This is a genomic window from Lysobacter gummosus, assembly GCF_001442805.1.
In the GTDB taxonomy this organism is placed as follows: domain Bacteria; phylum Pseudomonadota; class Gammaproteobacteria; order Xanthomonadales; family Xanthomonadaceae; genus Lysobacter; species Lysobacter gummosus.
On sequence record NZ_CP011131.1, the window covers coordinates 2,876,748 to 2,896,400 of the forward strand.

Below are 19,653 nucleotides of genomic sequence, written 5' to 3' on the forward strand. Positions count from 1 at the left end.
CTCACGAATTCGACGCATTTATTTGCGCTTTAAACGCATGAATTGGACACAGCAGAACTGTCTTTAATCGCAATTTGGGACGCAAATCACACGCCATTCCAGTCCTTCCTTCGCATTCATGCGGTTCATGAACAGGGCGTAGGAAGAGGTTTTGCACGTCGTTATCCATACGTCGAAGTAGGGGAGAGCGGTCATGCGGAAGAACGCCACGAGTCGTTTCTGGGTCAATCGGTTCAGCAAGAAATGGCGCAGCGAACAGCGTAAATCCCCGTGTCTGCACCCTCTCAGCCGGAACATCCGGATAGGGCTGCAGTTGCTGATCGTTCTGCAACTGATACAGCCGGCCGTGGCGGCTGCCCAAGACGCGACTTGGACAGGCGCGGGCGGCGGGTCCTGGACAAACGGTGGAAGCTGGAGTTCGGGCTCGGTGCCGACGGGCACGGCGATCTTCAACACCTCGTTCGTCCCCGTGGTGTCGTTCGGCAACGGCACGAACAGTTCGATCGGGACGGTGCGGTTCGGTGCACTCGCGCCGCAGTACACCTTCAACCTCGGCACCGTTTCCGGTGCGACCTTGAACTTGACCGGCACGGGTATCGAGAACAGTTCGCTGTTCCAGCCCGTGTTCAACGTCGGGGTAACGGGGACGGGAGCGCTTAATTTCAATGGCGCCGGCACCACGGCCGCCAATGCGCAAATCAATGTCGGCGCCAACGGCGACCTGGGCTTCGACGGTACGGCCACGGCGGGTTCGGCGACGATCAGCGTCGCTACCGGCGGCACTGCGGTGTTTCAGGGTTCCAGCACGGCGGGCAGCGCCAATCTCACTATCGGCGGGAACCTCGACTTCAACGGTTCGGGCAGCGCGGGCGATGCCACGATAGGCGTCAACAGCGGCGGCACGGCGCGCTTCCTCGGCACCAGCACGGGCGGCACCGCACGCCTCACGCTCAATGCCGGCGGCAGTCTCGACATGACCGGCTTGACCTCAGGCACGATGACGCTTGGGTCGCTGAATGGTGTCGGCTCGGCCAACCTCGGCACCGGCCGTCTGGCGCTGGGCGCGACCGGATTGAACTCGACGTTCGGCGGCGTCATCGGCGGCGCGGGTGGCCTGGATTGGAACGGCACGGGCTTGTTGTCGCTGTCGGGCGCCAACACCTTCGGCGGCGGTTTGACGGTCAATGCGGGTAGCGTTTTCGGCGGCAGTACCGCGGCATTCGGCACCGGCGCGATCGGCCTGGGCAACGGCACGTCGCTGACTTTGGGCGCGAACGGCAGCTTCGCCAATGCCATCAATGTAGCCGGCGGCCTGGGCGCGACGGTCTCGGCCGGGACCGGCTTCAATGCGACGCTGGGAGGCGACGTCAATCTGGGCGCCGGTTCGTCGCTGGCGTTCGGGCGCGCGGGCGCGACGGGCGGATTGCTGCTCAATTGGGGCGCCGGATCGACCATCGGCTCGGGTGCGCGGTTGTCGGCGGATTTCGGAACGCTGGGCTTGGGCGCCGGCTTCAACGGCGGCCTGCTGAGCGATGCCGAGCTCAATGTCGGCAGCACCGGTGCGTTCAATCTCAACGGCATCAATACGACACTGGGGCGCCTGACCGGCGCGGGCAGTCTCTCCTTGGGCAGCGGCTCTCTGTCGCTGGGCGCCACCGGTCTGGACTCAACCTTCAGCGGCGCGATCGGCGGTACCGGCGGCTTGAACTGGAACGGTACAGGCCTGTTGTCGTTGTCGGGCGCGAACAGCTTCGGCGGTGGTCTCGCGGTCAACAGCGGCAGCGTTTTCGCCGGCAACACGTTGGCCTTCGGCACCGGTGCGATCGGTCTGGGCGGCGGTACCTCGCTGCGGTTGGGCGCCAACGGCGTGTTCGGCAATGCGATCAATCTCGGCGGCGGCCTGGGCGCCACGATTTCGGCGGGCACCGGTTTCAACGCCACACTGGGCGGCAACGTCAATTTGGGCGCTGGCTCCACCTTGGGCTTCGGCGCGAGCGACGCGACCGGCGGATTGCTGCTCAATTGGGGCGCCGGCTCGTCGATCGGCGCTGGCGCCGCTCTGTCCGCGGATTTCGGGACGCTGGGTTTGGGTGCGGGATTCAATGGCGGGTTGCTGGCAAACGCTGGGCTCAATGTCGGCGGCGCGGGCGCGTTCAATCTCAATGGGGTGAACGCCACGCTGGGCCGTTTGACCGGCTCGGGCAGCCTTTCGCTCGGCAGCGGTTTCCTGTCGCTGGGAGCGACCGGGCTCGACTCGGATTTCAGCGGCGTGATCGGCGGCACCGGCGGTCTGAACTGGAACGGCACCGGCCGGCTGGCGCTGTCGGGCGCGAACACCTTCGGCGGCGGACTGAGGCTGGCCGGCGGCACCTTGAGCGTCGGCAATAACCTCGCGCTCGGTACCGGCATCTTGACGATCGATGGCGCGGCCACGCTCGAGTCGAGCGCCGCGGTGACGCTGGCGAACGCGATCGCGCTCAATGCCAACCTGACCCTCGGCGGCGTCAACAACCTCGGGTTGGCGGGCAATCTCAGCGGCATCGGCGGCCTGACCATGAACGGCACCGGCGTGCTCAACCTGAGCGGGAACAACGCAGGCTGGAGTGGCGGCTTCAATCTGGGCAGCGGCACGCTGCAGCTCGGCAATGCGAACGCGCTCGGGACCGGGCTGTTCAACGTCACCGGCGATGCAGGGTTCGGTCCCGGTTTCGCCGGTTTCAATTTCGCCAATGCGATCAATCTCGCGCCCGGCGCGAACCTGACGCTAACCGGCGATTTCGATTGGAGCATGAGTGGCGCGATCGCCGGCGACGGCGGAGTCAGCTACGTTGGTCCCAATTTGTTGACGTTGAACGGCGCCAATACCTTCACCGGCGGCTTCTCGCTCACCGGCGGCAGCGTGCGCGCCAATAATTTGGCCGCCTTCGGCACCGGAGCGGTGAACCTGGGCGGCGGCGAGCTGATCCTGGGACTCAACGGCACGTTCGGCAACGCACTCAATCTCGGGGCAGGGGCGAGCGGCCGGTTGTCGGTCGGCGCCGGCCTCAATGCAGGGTGGGGCGGCGGCCTCAACCTGGGCGCGGGCGGCACACTCAATTTCGGCTCGGCCGGCAACAACGGCTTGCTGACGCTGGCGGGCGGCGGATCGCTGGGCGCCGGTACCGGCATTTCGGTCGACTTCGGCACGCTGCAATTCGGCGACGCGCTTACCGCGGGTCTGTTCGGTGGCGCCGGCGTGAATCTGGGCGCGGCGGGCACGCTGAATCTCAATGGTTTCGACGCCTCGTTCGGCAATCTGAGCGGCGCCGGCAACATCGGCCTGGGCGCCAATCGGTTGTCGGTGGGCGGGCTGGGATTGAATGGCAGTTTCGACGGCATCATCGGCGGCACCGGTGGTCTGCTCAAACTCGGCACCGGCACCTTGAGCCTCAACGGGGCCAATACGTTCAGTGGCGGAGTGGATCTGTCGGCCGGCGGTCTGATGTTGGGGAATGCGGGTGCGTTGGGCACGGGCGCGCTCAACGTGAGCGGCAATGCCGGGTTCGGAGCGAACGTCGGCGGGCTCGATATCGGCAATGCGATCAATCTCGGCGGCGGTTTTGCGCTCGACATCGGCGGCACTAACGGCCTGGCCCTGTCGGGCGTCATCGGCGGCGCAGGCGGCCTGAACTTCAGCGGCACCGGTGCGTTGACCCTCAACGGTGCGAACACCTTCGGCGGCGGCTTCGGCCTGAGCGGTGGCGGCAGCCTGAATCTCGGCAACGCTGGCGCGCTGGGCACGGGCGCGCTGAACCTGTCGGGTCTGGGCGGCAGCCTGAGCGCCAGCTTGCCCGGTCTGAACCTCGGTAACGCGATCAATCTCGGTGCGGGTGCGTCGCTGGGCATCGGCGGCGCCAATGATCTTTCGCTGTCCGGGATCATCGACGGCGCTGGCGGTCTGAACTTCGGCGGCACCGGCACGTTGAGCCTCAACGGTGCGAACACGTTCGGCGGCGGCTTCGGCCTGAGCGGTGGCGGCACGCTGAATCTCGGCAACGCCGGCGCGTTGGGTACGGGCGCGTTGAACCTGTCGGGTCTGGGCGGCAACCTGAGCGTCGGCTTGCCCGGTCTGAACCTCGGCAACGCGATCAATCTCGGCGCGGGTGCGTCGCTGGGCATCGGCGGCGCAAACGATCTTTCGCTGTCCGGAATCATCGATGGCGCGGGCGGCTTGAACTTCGGCGGCACCGGCACGTTGAGCCTCAACGGTGCGAACACCTTCGGCGGTGGCTTCGGCTTGAGCGGCGGCGGCACGCTGAATCTAGGCAACGCCGGCGCGTTGGGCACGGGTGCGTTGAACCTGTCGGGTCTGGGCGGCAACCTGAGCGCAAGCCTGCCCGGTCTGAACCTGGGCAACGCGATCAATCTCGGTGCGGGTACGTCGCTAGGCATCGGCGGCGCGAACGATCTTTCGCTGTCCGGGATCATCGATGGTGCGGGCGGTCTGAACTTCGGCGGCACCGGCACGTTGAGCCTCAACGGTGCGAACACCTTCGGCGGCGGCTTCGGCCTGAGCGGTGGCGGCAGCCTGAATCTCGGCAACGCTGACGCGCTGGGCACGGGCGCGTTGAACCTGTCGGGTCTGGGCGGCAGCCTGAGCGTCGGCTTGCCCGGTCTGAACCTGGGCAACGCGATCAACCTCGGCGGCGGTGCGTCGCTGGGCATCGGCGGCGCGAACGACTTGTCGCTGTCCGGGATCATCGGCGGCACGGGCGGTCTGAACTTCGGCGGCACCGGCACGTTGAGCCTCAACGGTGCGAACACGTTCGGCGGCGGCTTCGGCCTGAGCGGCGGCGGCACGTTGAATCTCGGTAACGCCGGCGCGTTGGGTACGGGCGCGTTGAACCTGTCGGGTCTCGGCGGAAATCTGAGCGTCAGTCTGCCCGGCCTGAACCTCGGTAACGCGATCAATCTCGGTGCGGGTGCGTCGCTGGGCATCGGCGGCGCGAACGACTTGTCGCTGTCCGGAATCATCGATGGCGCGGGCGGCTTGAACTTCGGCGGCACCGGCACGTTGAGCCTCAACGGTGCGAACACCTTCGGCGGTGGCTTCGGCCTGAGCGGCGGCGGCACGCTGAATCTCGGCAACGCCGGCGCGTTGGGCACGGGTGCGCTGAACCTGTCGGGTCTGGGCGGCAACCTGAGCGTCAGTCTGCCCGGCCTGAATCTCGGCAACGCGATCAATCTCGGCGGCGGTGCGTCGCTGGGTATCGGCGGCGCGAACGATCTTTCGCTGTCCGGGATCATCGATGGTGCGGGCGGTCTGAACTTCGGCGGCACCGGCACGTTGAGCCTCAACGGTGCGAACACGTTCGGCGGCGGCTTCGGCCTGAGTGGCGGCGGCACGCTGAATCTCGGTAACGCCGGCGCGTTGGGTACGGGCGCGTTGAACCTCTCGGGTCTGGGCGGCAACCTGAGCGTCGGCTTGCCCGGTCTGAACCTGGGCAACGCGATCAATCTCGGTGCGGGTGCGTCGCTGGGTATCGGCGGCGCCAACGACTTGTCGCTGTCCGGGATCATCGATGGTGCGGGCGGCTTGAACTTCGGCGGCACCGGCACGTTGAGCCTCAACGGTGCGAACACCTTCGGCGGTGGCTTCGGCCTGAGCGGCGGCGGCACGCTGAATCTCGGCAACGCCGGCGCGTTGGGCACGGGTGCGTTGAACCTGTCGGGTCTGGGCGGCAACCTGAGCGTCGGCTTGCCCGGTCTGAACCTGGGCAACGCGATCAATCTCGGTGCGGGTGCGTCGCTGGGCATCGGCGGCGCCAACGATCTGTCGCTGTCCGGGATCATCGACGGCGCGGGCGGTCTGAACTTCGGCGGCACCGGCACGTTAAGCCTCAACGGCGCGAACACCTTCGGCGGCGGCTTCGGCCTGAGTGGCGGCGGCACGCTGAATCTCGGCAACGCCGGCGCGTTGGGCACGGGTGCGTTGAACCTGTCGGGTCTCGGCGGAAATCTGAGCGCCAGCCTGCCTGGTCTGAACCTGGGCAACGCGATCGATCTCGGCGCAGGCGCGTCGCTGGGCATCGGCGGCGCTAACGACTTGTCGCTGTCCGGGATCATCGGCGGCACGGGCGGCTTGAACCTCGGCGGCACCGGCACGGTGAGCCTCAATGGCGCGAACACGTTCGGCGGCGGCGTGGCGCTCAACGGCGGCGGCGGTCTGAACCTCGGTAACGCCGGCGCGCTCGGTACCGGCGCGTTGAACGTGTCGGGTCTGGGCGGCAATCTGAGCGTCGGCTTGCCCGGTCTGAACCTCGGCAACGCGATCAATCTCGGTGCGGGTACGTCGCTGGGCATCGGCGGCGCGAACGATCTGTCGCTGTCCGGAATCATCGACGGCGCGGGCGGCCTGAACTTCAACGGCACCGGCACCTTGAACCTCACCGGCGCGAACACTTTCGGCGGCGGCACCACGGTCCAGTCCGGCACGCTCGCGGTGAGCGGCTCGCTGCTGTCGCCGACCGTCGTCAACGCGGGCGCGACGCTCACAGGCACTGGCACCTTGGGTGACGTCACGCTTGACGGCGTGCTCAACGCGGGCAGCATCGGCGCAGCCGGCACCCTCACCATGGGATCGTTGTTCCTGGGCAGCGGCGCGACGCTCAACTACGACTTGGGTGTCGCCGGCGGCGTCAACGATCGGGTCGTCGTGAACGGCAACCTCACCCTCGACGGCACCCTCAACGTCAACAACCTCGGCGGATTCGGACCGGGCGTTTATCAGTTGATCGGCTACACCGGCACCCTCGACGACCGCGGACTGCTGCTCGGCACGCTGCCGGGACCGTTCACGCCCGACAGCGTCCAGGTGCAGACCGGCGTGTCGAACCAGATCAACCTTGCCGTCAACGCCGGCGCCGTCGTGCAATTCTGGGACGGCATCAACGTGCTGCCCAACGGCAGCGTCGACGGCGGAGCGGGGGTATGGACCGCTGCGCCCACGCCCAATTGGACCAACGTCAACGGCACCGCCAACAGCGGCTGGGTGAACGGCGCCTTCGGCGTGTTCCAAGGCACGGCCGGCCTGGTGACCGTCGTCGGCCCGGTGGCTTTCGGCGGTTTGCAGTTCGCCTCCAACGGCTACGAGATCGCCGGCGGCCTCGGCGGTGTGCTCACCACCGACAACGCCAGCACGATCATCCGCGTGGACGCGGGCATGACCGGAACGATTTCGGCGCAGATCTCCGGCACCGGCGGGCTGGTGAAAAACGATACCGGCACCCTGGTGCTGTCCGGCGCCAACAGCTTCGCTGGCGGCGTCGACCTCAACGCCGGCAACCTGGTGTTGGGCAATGCGGCTGCGCTCGGCACCGGCTCATTGGATGTCCTGGGCAATGCGGGCCTCAGCGCCGGCATCGCGGGCCTGAACCTCGGCAACGCGATCAACCTCGGCGGCGGCGTCGCGCTCGACATCGGCGGCACTAACGGCCTCGACCTGTCGGGTGTCATCGACGGTGCGGGCGGGCTGAACTTCAGCGGCACCGGCACGCTCGCGCTCAACGGCGCGAACACCTTCGGCGGCGGCGTCGGCCTGACCGGCGGCGGCAATCTCAACCTGGGCAACGCCGGTGCTTTGGGTACAGGCGCATTGAACGTGTCGGGCTTGGGCGGCAGCCTGAGCGCTGGCGTTTCCGGTCTGAACCTCGGCAACGCGATCAATCTCGGCGCCGGCGCGGCGCTGGGCATCGGCGGCGCGAACGACCTGTCGCTGTCGGGCGTCATCGACGGTGCGGGCGGCTTGAACTTCGGCGGCACCGGCACGTTGAGCCTCAACGGCGCGAACACCTTCGGCGGCGGCCTCGGCCTCAGCGGCGGCGGCAACCTGAGCCTCGGCAACGCAGGCGCTTTGGGCACCGGCGCGTTGAACGTGTCGGGCCTGGGCGGCAACTTGAGCGTCGGTCTTTCCGGCCTGAACCTAGGCAACGCGATCAACCTCGGCGCCGGTGCGGCGCTGGGCATCGGCGGCGCGAACGATCTGTCGTTGTCCGGCGTGATCGACGGTGCAGGCGGTTTGAATTTCGGCGGCACCGGCACGCTTAGCCTCAACGGCGCGAACACCTTTGGCGGTGGCCTCGGCTTGAGCGGCGGCGGCAACCTGAGCCTCGGCAACGCCGGCGCGCTCGGTACGGGCGCACTGAACGTGTCGGGCTTGGGCGGCAATCTGAGCGCCAGCGTTTCCGGCCTGAACCTCGGCAACGCGATCGACCTCGGCGCCGGTGCGGCGCTGGGCATCGGTGGCGCCAACGATCTGTCGTTGTCCGGCGTCATCGGCGGTGCGGGCGGCTTGAACTTCGGCGGCACCGGCACGCTTAGCCTCAGCGGTGCGAACACCTTCAGTGGTGGCGTCGGCCTCAGCGGTGGCGGCGGCCTGACGCTCGGCAATGCCGGCGCGCTCGGTACGGGTGCACTGAATGTGTCGGGTCTGGGCGGCACGCTCAGTGCCGGCCTTTCCGGCCTGAATCTCGCCAACGCGATCAACCTCGGCGCCGGCGTGGCGTTGGGCATCGGCGGCGCCAACGACCTGTCGCTGTCGGGTGTGATCGACGGTGCGGGCGGCTTGAACTTCGGCGGCACCGGCACGCTGAGCCTCAACGGTGCCAACACCTTTGGTGGCGGTTTCGGCTTGAGCGGCGGTGGCAACCTGAGCCTCGGCAACGCAGGCGCTCTGGGCACCGGCGCGCTGAATGTGTCGGGCCTGGGCGGCAACCTCAGCGCCAGCCTGCCGGGTCTGACTCTCGGCAACGCGATCAACCTCGCTGGCGGCACTGCGCTGGGCATCGGCGGCGCGAACGACCTGTCGCTGTCGGGCGTCATCGACGGCGCGGGCGGCTTGAACTTCGGCGGCACCGGCACGCTGAGCCTCAATGGTGCGAACACCTTCGGCGGCGGCGTCGGCCTGAGCGGCGGTGGCAACCTGAGCCTCGGTAACGCTGGTGCTTTGGGCACCGGCGCTTTGAACGTGTCGGGTCTGGGCGGCAACCTCAGCGCCAGCCTGCCGGGTCTGACTCTCGGCAACGCGATCAACCTCGCTGGAGGCACTGCGCTGGGCATCGGCGGCGCGAACGACCTGTCGTTGTCGGGTGCCATCGGCGGCGCGGGCGGCCTGAACTTCAGCGGCACCGGCACCTTGGGCCTCAACGGCGCGAACACCTTCGGCGGCGGCGTCGGCCTGAGCGGTGGCGGCAGCTTGAACCTCGGCAACGCCGGCGCGTTGGGCACCGGCGCATTGAATGTGTCGGGCTTGGGCGGCAGCTTGGCGACCAGCGTGTCCGGCCTGAACCTGGGCAACGCGATCAACCTCGGCACCGGCGCGGCGTTGGGCATCGGCGGCGCGAACGATCTGTCGCTGTCGGGCGTCATCGACGGTGCGGGCGGTCTGAACTTCGGCGGCACTGGCACGCTGAGCCTCAACGGTGCGAATACCTTCGGCGGTGGCCTCGGCTTGAGCGGCGGTGGCAACCTGAGCCTCGGCAACGCCGATGCGCTCGGTACGGGCGCATTGAACGTGTCGGGTCTCGGCGGCAACCTCAGCGCCAGCCTGCCGGGACTGAACATCGGCAATGCGATCGACCTCGGCGCCGGCGCGTCGCTGGGCATCGGCGGCACCAACGACCTGACGCTGGCGGGCGCGATCGGCGGCGCCGGCGGTCTGAGCTTCGACGGCCCGGCCGGCCTGACGCTCGCCGGCGACAATACCTTCGGTGGTGGCGTCGACCTGCTCGGCGGCACCCTGACGGTAGGCAGCAACACGGCGCTGGGCACTGGCGCGTTGACGGTCGACGGCGCGGCCACCTTGGCTTCGTCCGCCGACGTAGCGCTGACCAACAACGTCGCGGTGAACGCCGATCTCACCTTCGGCGGCAGCGGCGACCTCGGACTCAACGGTCAGCTCAGCGGCACCGGCGGCCTCAACGTCGATGGCACGGGCGCGTTGAGCCTGGGCGGCGACAACAGCGGCTTCAGCGGCGACGTCGAACTGCGCGCGGGCTCCACCGTCATCGCCAATAGCGATGGCGCCTTGGGCACCGGTGCGGTGACGGTGGCCGGCGATGCCAATCTGGGCTCGCTGAGCGGCGCCACCTTGGGCAACGCGTTCGCTCTGAACGGCGATCTCTCGGTCGCCAACGCCGCGCCGTTGTCGCTCACCGGCGATATCGCCGGCAGCGGCGGTCTCAGCCTGGAAGGGCCGGCCGCGGTCACGCTCAGCGGCAACAACAGCTTCACCGGCGGCTTCGATCTGCTCGGCGGCACCCTCAACGTGGGTAGCAATACCGCGCTGGGCACCGGCGTGCTGCAAGTCGGCGGCACTGGCGGCGCGCTGCAGGCCAGCGTCGCTGGTTTGAATCTGGGCAACGCGATCGATGTGAGTCCCACGGCCGCGCTGACGCTCGGCGGGACTGACCCGTTCACGCTCAGCGGTGCGGTCGGAGGAAGCGGCGGTCTGATCAAGGACGGCACTTCCGCCGTCGCCTTGACGGGCGAGATGTCCGGCTTCTCGGGCAATTTCGACATCCGCGGCGGTGCGCTGAGCGTGACCGACGGTGTAACCGCGGGCATCAGCAGCGCGGCCGGGACCACCGCGAACTTCGGCAACTTCGACGACGTGCTGACGTTGTCGCCATCGGGTTCGGTGGCCGGCACGGTCAATCTCGGCGGCGGCAACGACGTGTTCAAGAGCTCACTGGCCGGACTGGGCAGCGTGACGGGAGTGGTCGACGGGCAGGGCGGCGGCGATCTGCTGTCGCTGAGCGGAAGCGGGCAGGGCGTGCTGAGCAGCAACGCGTTTGCGGGCTTCGAGAACCTGAGCCTGGTCGGCCCGGGAACGCTGATCGTGCCGGCCGGAACCACCGCCAACTTCCTCACCGCTTCCATCGGCGGTATGAACGCAGGCAGCGGCACGTTCGTGGTCAACGGGACCTTCGCCGGCCTCACCGTGATCCAGGAGGGCGGCAGTCTGGTCGGCGACGGTACGATCGGCGGCGGCCTGGCTCTGGGCGGAAAGCTGGCGCCGAGCGGCCTTCCGGGCGCAACCGGCGCCGCGGCTGGCACCGGCGCGGCCGGCGCAACCTTGAACGTCGGCAGTTTCGCCAGCGGGCCGACCTCCAGCCTGATCCTGCGCCAGACCGGCGCCGGCGTCAGCGACAGCTTGATCGTCGCCGGCGCCGCCGCGCTCTACGGCGGCACCGTGGTAGCGCTGCCGCAGGCCGGGGCCTACGCCGACATCACCGACTACCGCATCATCGACGCGCAAAGCCTGAGCGGCAACGGCTTCGCTTCGGTCACCCAGACCGCGCTGCCGTTCCTGTCCGCCAGCCTGTTCGCGCAAGGCGGCGATTTGTTCCTGCGCCTGGAGGAAGCCAACCGCTTCAACGAGTTCCCGGGACTGCCGGGCAACCAGCAATCGGTCGCCAATGCGCTGCAGGCCTTGGCCGACAGCGGCAATCCCGCGGTCGAACAACTCGTGGCCGCCGCGCGCGGCGTCACCGCGGAGCAGGCGGTGCCGATGTTCGACACGCTGACCGGCGAAACCTACGGCTCGTTGCTCAGCGCCTCGCGTTACGGCGCCGAACGACTGCAACGCAGCGTCGGGCAGCAACTCGACGTGGGCCGGACCGAGCGCGCCGACGCCGGCTTCACCGCCTGGGCCACCACCTTTGGCGGAGATGCCGCGTTCCAGGGCAACGACACCTTGGCCGATATCGACAATGACCTCTGGGGCCTGACTGTGGGCGCGGATGCTCCCTTCGGCGAAGGCTTCCGTGCCGGCGGTCATCTCGGCATGGCCAAGTCCGACTTCGATGTGCCGCGTCGCGGCGATCGCGCCGACGGCGATCAGTGGTACCTCGGCGCTCACTTCAGCTACGCCCCGCGCGCCGATGGCGGCGCATGGGTGCAAGGCGCGGCCGGCTACGCGAAAACCGACTTCGATGTCACCCGTCCGGTGCGCGTGGGCGTGTTCGACCGCACGGCCAGGGCCAGTGCCGATGCCGACGGCTGGTATGCGATGGTCGAAGCGGGATGGCGTTTCGAAACGGCGAGCGCGAGCATCGAGCCGATGGTCGGCGTCTATCACAGCCGTTTGAGCTTGGACGATGTGATCGAAACCGGCGCCGGCGAGGCCAATCTGCGCGTGGAAGGCGAGGACTACGACACGACCACGGTGGGCGCGGGGGTGCGGTTCGTCGGCAAGGCAGGGCGTCTGCGTCCCACCTTCGACATCCGCTACCTGCACGATCTGAGCAACGACGCGCCACGCACGCAGAACCACTTCGCCGCGGCGCAAGTGCCTGGGTTCGCGATCACCGGTTTCTCGCCGGACCGCAACCGGATCAACGCAGGCGCGGGCCTGACCTACGCGTTCACGCCCAGCGCCACCGGCTTCGTGGAATACCGCGCCGACTTGAGCAGCGACGATCAGGCCCACTCGGTCCAAGCGGGCGTGCGGTTCACGTTCGGCGGAACCACGCAGATGGCGGCGGTATCCGCCGCGCCGTGGGCGCCGGCTCAAGCCGATACCGCGACCGCGGCGCCGGCCGCGGTGGCTGCGGCTTCCTCCGGTGGCGGCTCTTCGGCCGCACTGCCGGTGGTCGCTGCGGCGGCGGCCGCTGCACCCGCGGCCGCGGCCGTCGCCGAACCACGCAGCCCCGCGCCCAGTGGCGGCGGAACCTGCAAGGCGCCGTCGCAGGGGCAACCGATGCTCGACGATTGCTCGCGTTATTCCACCGTCCCCGGGGATTCCGTAACCGGTATCGCGAACCGCATGACGACGGGTGTGCTGGAGCAACGGATGGTCGCCCTGTATCGCGGAAACACGGCGGCCTTCAACGGGAACAACATGAACCGGCTGAAGGCGCATTCCGATATCGGCATTCCTTGCGCGGATGCAGTGAAGGACATTCCAGTGTCCGAGGCCAAGCGGGTCGTGGGCCAGCATGCCAAGAGCCATGTCGAGCGCCATGGGCCGTTCAAGTCTGGCGCTACGGGACCGGCATCGGAACAGCCAATGCAGTGCGGTGAATGAGCAAGCAGTGCAGGAAGCCATGCGCGGGAGCTCAGGTTCCGACTAGCTGGAGCTGAGACGGATCCCGGGCGCTTAGCGCATGGTGTGCGGTCGCGATCGCGATGCAGTGCGATAACGCATCGTACGCATCCGTGCGTGTGGAGCTGTAGCGCGAGAACCTGGGCATGAGCGAGGGCTGCCAACCGTGATGCAGCAAACCTCGACTTGGAGCAAGCACCAGAGCGCCGAAGGCTGCAACTCATACACCGGACGGCCGAGCACCCTGTAAACCATCATGCCGACACAGTGACTTCACGGTCACGTCGATGCCTACCACCACTGGTATCAGGAGCCGGAATCATGCTGATCTATGACCGCGTCGTCCCGCTCAACCGCGACACCCATCGGCGCCTGCGTATCCGTTCTTCGCAGCACAACGTTCGCTTCGCGGCCAGTCTCAACTCGGTACCGGTGACCACGACCGAGTTCCCCAGCGCGGCCACCGAGTACGCGATCGTCTTCGCCAAGCTGGCCAATGGCGACTTCCTGCCGGCGGTACTGGTGGGCCTGCGCAACCAACAGAACCTGTACGTGGACGAGAGCGCACGCTGGCGCCGCGGCTATGTACCAGCATTCCTGCGCCAATATCCGTTCGTGTTGGCTGAGGACCACAACACCGGCACGGTGACGGTATGCGTGGACATGGCCTACAACGGCCTGTCGGATGAAGAAGGTGAACCGTTGTTCGGCGACGACGGCACCGATACCGAAAGTCTAGGCCGGGCGATGGGTTTCCTGCAGGAACTGCACGGTGAGTTCAAGCGCACCGCGATCTTCGTCACCAGGCTCAAGGAACTTGATCTGCTGGAAGAGAAGGTGATCCGCTTCGGTACCGGCGAACAGCCGCAGGCCGAGTTGAATGGCGTCTACGCGGTGTCGGAAGAAAAGCTGATGAAGCTCGACGACGCGCACCTGCCCGAACTGTTTCGCACCGGCGCACTCGGCCTGATTTACACCCATCTGCTGTCGATGCGCAATTTGGAGAGGCTATCGGAACTGGCGCGGCAGGAAGAAAGCGAGCGCGAAGCGATGAACGCTTTTAACTGAGGAAATCACATGGTTGCACTTGTGATTCCAGCTCATTCAAGACATGTAAGGCTGCGCTAGAGCATTGGCATAAAGAATGCCACCCATCACCTGATTGGCTAAGTCGCGGCTCTGTACGTGGATTCTGTCCAACTCCGCTTGCGTCGAGTTCAGGCGCTCAGCATTTCAATTACCAGTGAAACATCACGCTATCGGGGGCTTCATGCGCATTGAATCCTTAGACAAGCTCGTGCTCGAGGTGTCGCAGAAAACGGGTCTGGCCGGAGATAAGGTTAGGCAGCTCATTGGCGTGTTGACCGCGATGCTGTTCGACGAGCGAACCGGTGGCTTTTCTGGGTTTATCGCGCGGTTTCGTGAAAAAGGGCTGGCAAGCATGGTCCAGTCGTGGATAGGTCAAGGTGTGAACGAGGCGCTGCCGCGCGAACAGGTAGAGCGTGTATTCGGGAATCCCTTGATCGGGGAGATCGCCAATCGACTGGACCTGACACCCGCGACGACTGCGACGGCGATTGGCGCGACCCTGCCGGGCTTGGTGGATGGGCTGAGCGAGAACGGACAGGAGCCACGCGGCATCCCGGAGTCATTGCGGCATTGGGTTGCTGAAATCGCAGACTGGCTCGGCGACTTGGGCAAATTTGGCTGGGGTGCCGTAACGGCGGGTGTCGCCGCAGTGGGCGGCGCGGTCGCTGGCGGAGCCAGAACACTAGGCCATGCGGCCGACGCAACGACGGATGCGGCAGCGGGCGCAATCCGCAAGGCCGGCGGTGGTATCGGCAAGTGGCTGCCTTGGCTGCTGCTTGGTGCAGTTTTGGTTGTGGCCTTCTTGCTATTCAAAGGCTGCACGAAGAATTCGGTCGAGACGTCTGCGTCCGCTACGAACACTGCTGCAACGGCAGCAGTTTCTACGCCGTCCGTGGTGCCCACGCCGGTGCCGCAAGGCAATGCAAGCGTCAGTATCGAGAACGTGTCGGGCAAAGCAGTCGTGAGTGGACGGCTCCATAGCGATGCCGAGAAGGCCAAGTTGCTCGATGCGCTTAAAACGACGTTCGGTGTGGGTAACGTCCAAGGAGACTTGGCGGTAGACCCTGCGACGCCTCCGGCCGGGTGGCTCGACAAGCTCATCGGATTCCTGCCCGAGTTGAAGGCAAGTGGCGCTAAGCTGAGCCTTGATGGAGACAGAATCAACGTCGATACCTCAGCCCTGCCCGAGGATCAGCGGGTCGCGCTGTCGGACAAGCTCCGCGGAATCTTTAGCGACTTCGAGATCAATGGGCTTTGGGACAAGGGCATTTCGGCACTGTCATCACTCAAAGCCGGTTTCAGTGCTGAGGATCTGGTCAAAGCGCTTAACTTGGCTGGCATCCACTTCGCCACAGGTTCGGCGACGATTACGCACGACAGTTCCGAAACCTTGCGCAAGGCTGCGGAAGCCATCAAGGCTACGCCGGAAGGCACCCGCATCGAGGTAGGCGGCCATACCGACAATACCGGGGACGCAGCGGCCAATATGCGATTGTCCGTCGAGCGCGCCAATGCGGTAACGGCGCGTCTGGCTGAGTTGGGTGTTCCCGCGGTGCGTCTGGTCGGAAAGGGCTACGGTCAGGACAAGCCGATCGCAGACAATACTACCGAGTCAGGGCGAGCTCAGAATCGTCGGATGGAATTTAAAGTGCTCCAGTAGTGGGGCTGCGCAGCGGCACAGACGCTGAAGTGGCTGAGTCCTCCTTTGGCGGCGTGCGGCGGGAGTGGGGCAGTCCATTCGAGAGCCAATAGCCCGCACCTTCGGTTACCGAGCTTCTGGATTTGGCAGGATCGGCTCGAAGGTGCAGCTTGGGGGATCCGGCCCTAAATTCGCGATGTGCCTCACATGCAAGGTGGGCTCACTTGTCCGGGAAGCGACGGCGGGTTAGACGGCCTGGGGTCACCTGTGGGACTTCAGACCATCCACGGATCCGGCCGCGGATGGCCACCAGATCGCCTTCGGCGACGATCAGGCTTGGTTCGTAGAGACGTATAGACCCGCGACCAGCGCCTTCAATGCCTCGCTTCCCTGCGGGATGGTGGGATTGTGCTGGGCAGTCCAGTCAGGCGGCGGAATCGATACCGTTCACGCGCTGGCTTCAACGCTCTTGTCGCCTAGCAGCACCCGGCCATGGGCGTCCATCACCGTCACTTCGACGGCGATGCCTTCGCGCACGCTCTGGGTGACCAGGCAGAACTCCTCGAACTGCTTGAGGATCCGGTCCAGCTGCGTATGCGCCTCGCCACCTTCAGCAAGGCGGATCTCGACGAAAGCCCGCGGAATGCGCCAGCGTCCCTCGGCGTTGCGCGTTGGTGTCGCAGTGATCTCGGCGTGTAGTGTTCCGGGCACGTTCTTGTACTTGCGCAATGCGAACAGCAGGCTGGCCGACAGGCAGTTTGCGATTGCTGCCAACAGCAACCGCGACGGATTGGGTCCGCGGGCTTCGCCCAGCGGTACGGTTTCGTCGCTCAGCAGCGGCGCCAGCGCGTTGTCGTCGAAGCGGATGCGGAACGCGTACCCCTCTTCCAGTTCCAGAGTCACGCGGATCGGTTGCTCTATGCTCATCGCTTTCTCCTTCGCTTCCTATTTGAGGGGGTCAGGCTGCCGCGGCATGGTGCCGCCGCGCCGCCAGCAACACGTAATAAAGCAAGGGAATGACCACCAGCGTAAGTACTGTATGAATCGCCCAGGTTTTTGTAGACAGTCGTCAGCCGTTTAGTGCGTACCGCCTTTCAAACTCTATCGGGGACAGGCCATTGTTGGAACTGTGCCGTCGTTTGGGGTTGTAGAACAGCTCGATGTAATCGAACACATCGCCTCGTGCTTTGTCATGGGTATGGTAGATCCGTTGCTTAACCCGTTCGCGCTTGAGCAACTGGAAGAAGCTTTCCATCGCGGCGTTGTCGTGACAGTTACCGCGTCGGCTCATGCTGCACACGATGCCGTGGGCCTTCAAAAAGCTCTGCCAGTCTTCGCTCGTGAACTGACTGCCTTGATCCGAGTGCAAGAGCAAACCAGGCGCGGGCTTGCGTCGCCACACCGCCGCTAGCAGCGCCTGCAGCACCAGATCGGAGTGCTGCGTTGGACGCGTGGCCCAGCCCACGATCCTGCGGGAGAACAGATCGAGCACGACGGCCAAGTACAAGAAGCCTTCGTGGGTGCGAATGTAGGTGATGTCGGTCACCCAGGCCCGATTGGGTTCTTGCGCTGTGAACTCACGCGCCAGCACGTTGTTGGCGACGGCGCCGATCGGCCCGCTCAACGGCCGCGGCCGCCGGCCGTAGCCCACCATGGCGCGCAGCCCTTCTTGCTTCATCAAACGCGCAACGCGGTGTTTGCTGCACGTTTCACCCAACTCGCGCAGGTCCGTGGTGATCTTGCGATGGCCGTAGATCGAGCCGCTTTCCAACCAACTGTGCTTGATCAATCCCAACAGACGTTGGTCGTCGCGTGCACGCGCACTGGCCGGCGCGTGAAGCCAAGCGTAGTAACCGCTGCGGTTTATGCCCAAGACACGGCACATTGCGGCCAGGCCGAACTCGTCGGCGTGCTGCTTCATGAAGGCGTACTTCACCTTTACCCCTTGGCAAAGTACGCGGCGGCTTTTTTTAGGATGTCTCGTTCTTCAGTCACGCGCCGAAGTTCTGCCTTCAGGCGTCGCACGTCCGCGTTCTGATCTTTTTCCACACGACGAACCACATCGCTTTTGCCTTGCTGACGCCGCCAGCCGTACAGGCTGTGCACCGACACGCCCAGGCGCTCGGCTACTTCGGCCACCGGCCGCCCGTACTCCACGATCTGACGGACCGCTTCGATCTTGAACTCATCGGTGTATCGCTTCGCGCTCATAACCACCTCCACTTAAGCCATAGTTTATGGCTGCGAGATGTCTACGAAACCCTGGGCGATTCAGCCGAAGTAACAGCATTACCTGTCGGGATGTAACAACTTCACCTGTCCCGCCACTTGCGACGGGCCAGACGCAGGTAGGCGTCCCGCTTCCTACGAACACTTCGCATAATGTGTATTATGTTCTATCAGAGCTGCGCCGCTGGTTGGTCTCGCTGCTTGCGTCGATGGCGCGCTATCGTTGGAATCCCAGCCAACTACAAGGAGCGTAATTGCATGGGTATGGACTTCACTGGCGAGTGGTACGGCTGGCGTTTGCGCGGCCGCTATCTGATCTCGGATGACGGGCAACGAATCCCGTTGGAACGACTACGCGGGTTGCTGTTCCGGGACGCGAACGAACTGCGCGCGGCAGGCTTCGAATCACGCCGCAAGGCCGAAGCAAATCGGGTGTCGAAGGCTCGCCGCGGCTTCGCGGTCAAGGTCGTCGTGATCGACTTAGCCGAGATGAAGATTTTACGCAATACGGCCTCGCTTCAATATCCACCGGTGTTGATCTCACGAATTGCCCTTTCGTTTTTGCGTTTTTGCTCAAGAATATCGGCCTGCGTTTTCTCATCGAATGGGTAAACGAAGGGCACTTTGAAAGCGATACGACTTGTCTGTTGGGATGAGTCAGAACCTTTGCCACTGCCACCAATAGAAAAAACAGTTGGGATCTCTAACTTGGCTCCACCGCCTGCCTCTGTAGAACGTTGAACGACCACGGCAAGGTCAAAATCTATGTGTGATACCTCACGATTGTAGATTCCACCTCCAGTAGAAGGGTTCGCAATTCCTCCAGCGTCGCGAACCTCTTGCTGAGCTTCACGGACCCCTTGGGCGATCTGAACCAACGTTGATTTAACGAACTCTTGAATATCCATAGCTCTTCCTAGTTGATAGAGCGTCTGAAACAGGATTTCATTTGCACGCGTCATAGACGCTGTCATGCAATGCACGTCGCGAATCAATCCCGGCGTCGCGACCCGGGCCGTTCAAATAGTCATCGCGTTGTCGCTTAGCAAGGGCGCACCGATCAATGCCACTGTTGGTGCTTTGAGAGTTCACAACTCTCCCCTGCCCCATTGGCAAATGCCCTCTGCCGGCGAGGCGCGAGAGATAGCGAGAATCCGCTTCTCCGCGTTGTTTAGCACTGTAACGACGCCATTTCTCAGCGTTCGACGGCTCGGGTTCGGGAGTAGCATCCCAGGTTTTGGCGATGGCACTTGCAGTGGAGCAAGGCTGAGTCTGGTAAGAAGTGGGTTGACCCTTTTGCTCGCACTTATAGAGCGTTTGGGCGCTAGCAGCGAAACAAGCTGCGGAAAGGAAAATCAATGTAAACCATACTTTCATTGGAACCCTGCCCGTCCTTGTCCGCCCTCTCCCGAAACCAAGGTGCCACCTGCATATGATTCACAGCAAGCTTTTTTTGCAGGGAGGAACTATCCCGATATGGGTACCACGGCCAGGAGACCTGGTTTAGTCCCTGTTCGGACCAGGCGCAGGTTCGGGTGAGGCGTTTGACTGGAAATCCTCTCGTTAGGTGCTACCAGACTCCCGGACTTGAGCCAGCGCTTCCAACTGCTCG

At 65.1% G+C, this 19,653-nt stretch carries 6 protein-coding genes; 3 read left to right on the forward strand and 3 right to left on the reverse strand.

The genetic code is table 11. The annotated features are described in order from the left end of the window. Window positions 1-427 precede the first annotated feature (427 nt). From LG3211_RS11645 to LG3211_RS11655, 3 genes are all read left to right on the forward strand, one after another. On the forward strand, window positions 428-13,066 hold the full coding sequence (locus LG3211_RS11645) for a FimV/HubP family polar landmark protein (protein WP_057942993.1): 12,639 nt from the start codon (window positions 428-430) through the stop codon (window positions 13,064-13,066). Between the two features lie 339 nt (window positions 13,067-13,405). Next, the gene (locus LG3211_RS11650; protein ID WP_057942994.1) at window positions 13,406-14,152 is read left to right on the forward strand and encodes a SapC family protein; all 747 of its coding nucleotides are present in this window, start codon (window positions 13,406-13,408) and stop codon (window positions 14,150-14,152) included. Between the two features lie 202 nt (window positions 14,153-14,354). Then, window positions 14,355-15,833, forward strand: coding sequence for an OmpA family protein (locus LG3211_RS11655; RefSeq protein WP_057942995.1), 1,479 nt, complete (start codon window positions 14,355-14,357; stop codon window positions 15,831-15,833). A 426-nt stretch (window positions 15,834-16,259) separates the two neighbouring features. On the opposite strand, the gene LG3211_RS11660 is transcribed toward LG3211_RS11655, so the two are convergent. From LG3211_RS11660 to LG3211_RS25660, 3 genes are all read right to left on the reverse strand, one after another. Then, on the reverse strand, window positions 16,260-16,715 hold the full coding sequence (locus tag LG3211_RS11660) for an OsmC family protein (RefSeq protein ID WP_237049874.1): 456 nt from the start codon (window positions 16,713-16,715) through the stop codon (window positions 16,260-16,262). A gap of 166 nt (window positions 16,716-16,881) precedes the next feature. Continuing rightward, window positions 16,882-18,023 (reverse strand): IS3 family transposase gene (locus LG3211_RS11665; RefSeq protein ID WP_148648703.1). Its coding sequence is split into 2 segments (ribosomal slippage): window positions 16,882-17,786 and window positions 17,786-18,023, totalling 1,143 coding nucleotides; the frame shifts between segments, so codons are not numbered across the junction. 536 nt (window positions 18,024-18,559) lie between these two features. Beyond that, window positions 18,560-19,003 (reverse strand): trypco2 family protein, encoded by a 444-nt coding sequence (locus LG3211_RS25660; RefSeq protein ID WP_148648869.1) that lies wholly within the window; start codon window positions 19,001-19,003, stop codon window positions 18,560-18,562. Window positions 19,004-19,653: the final 650 nt, after the last annotated feature.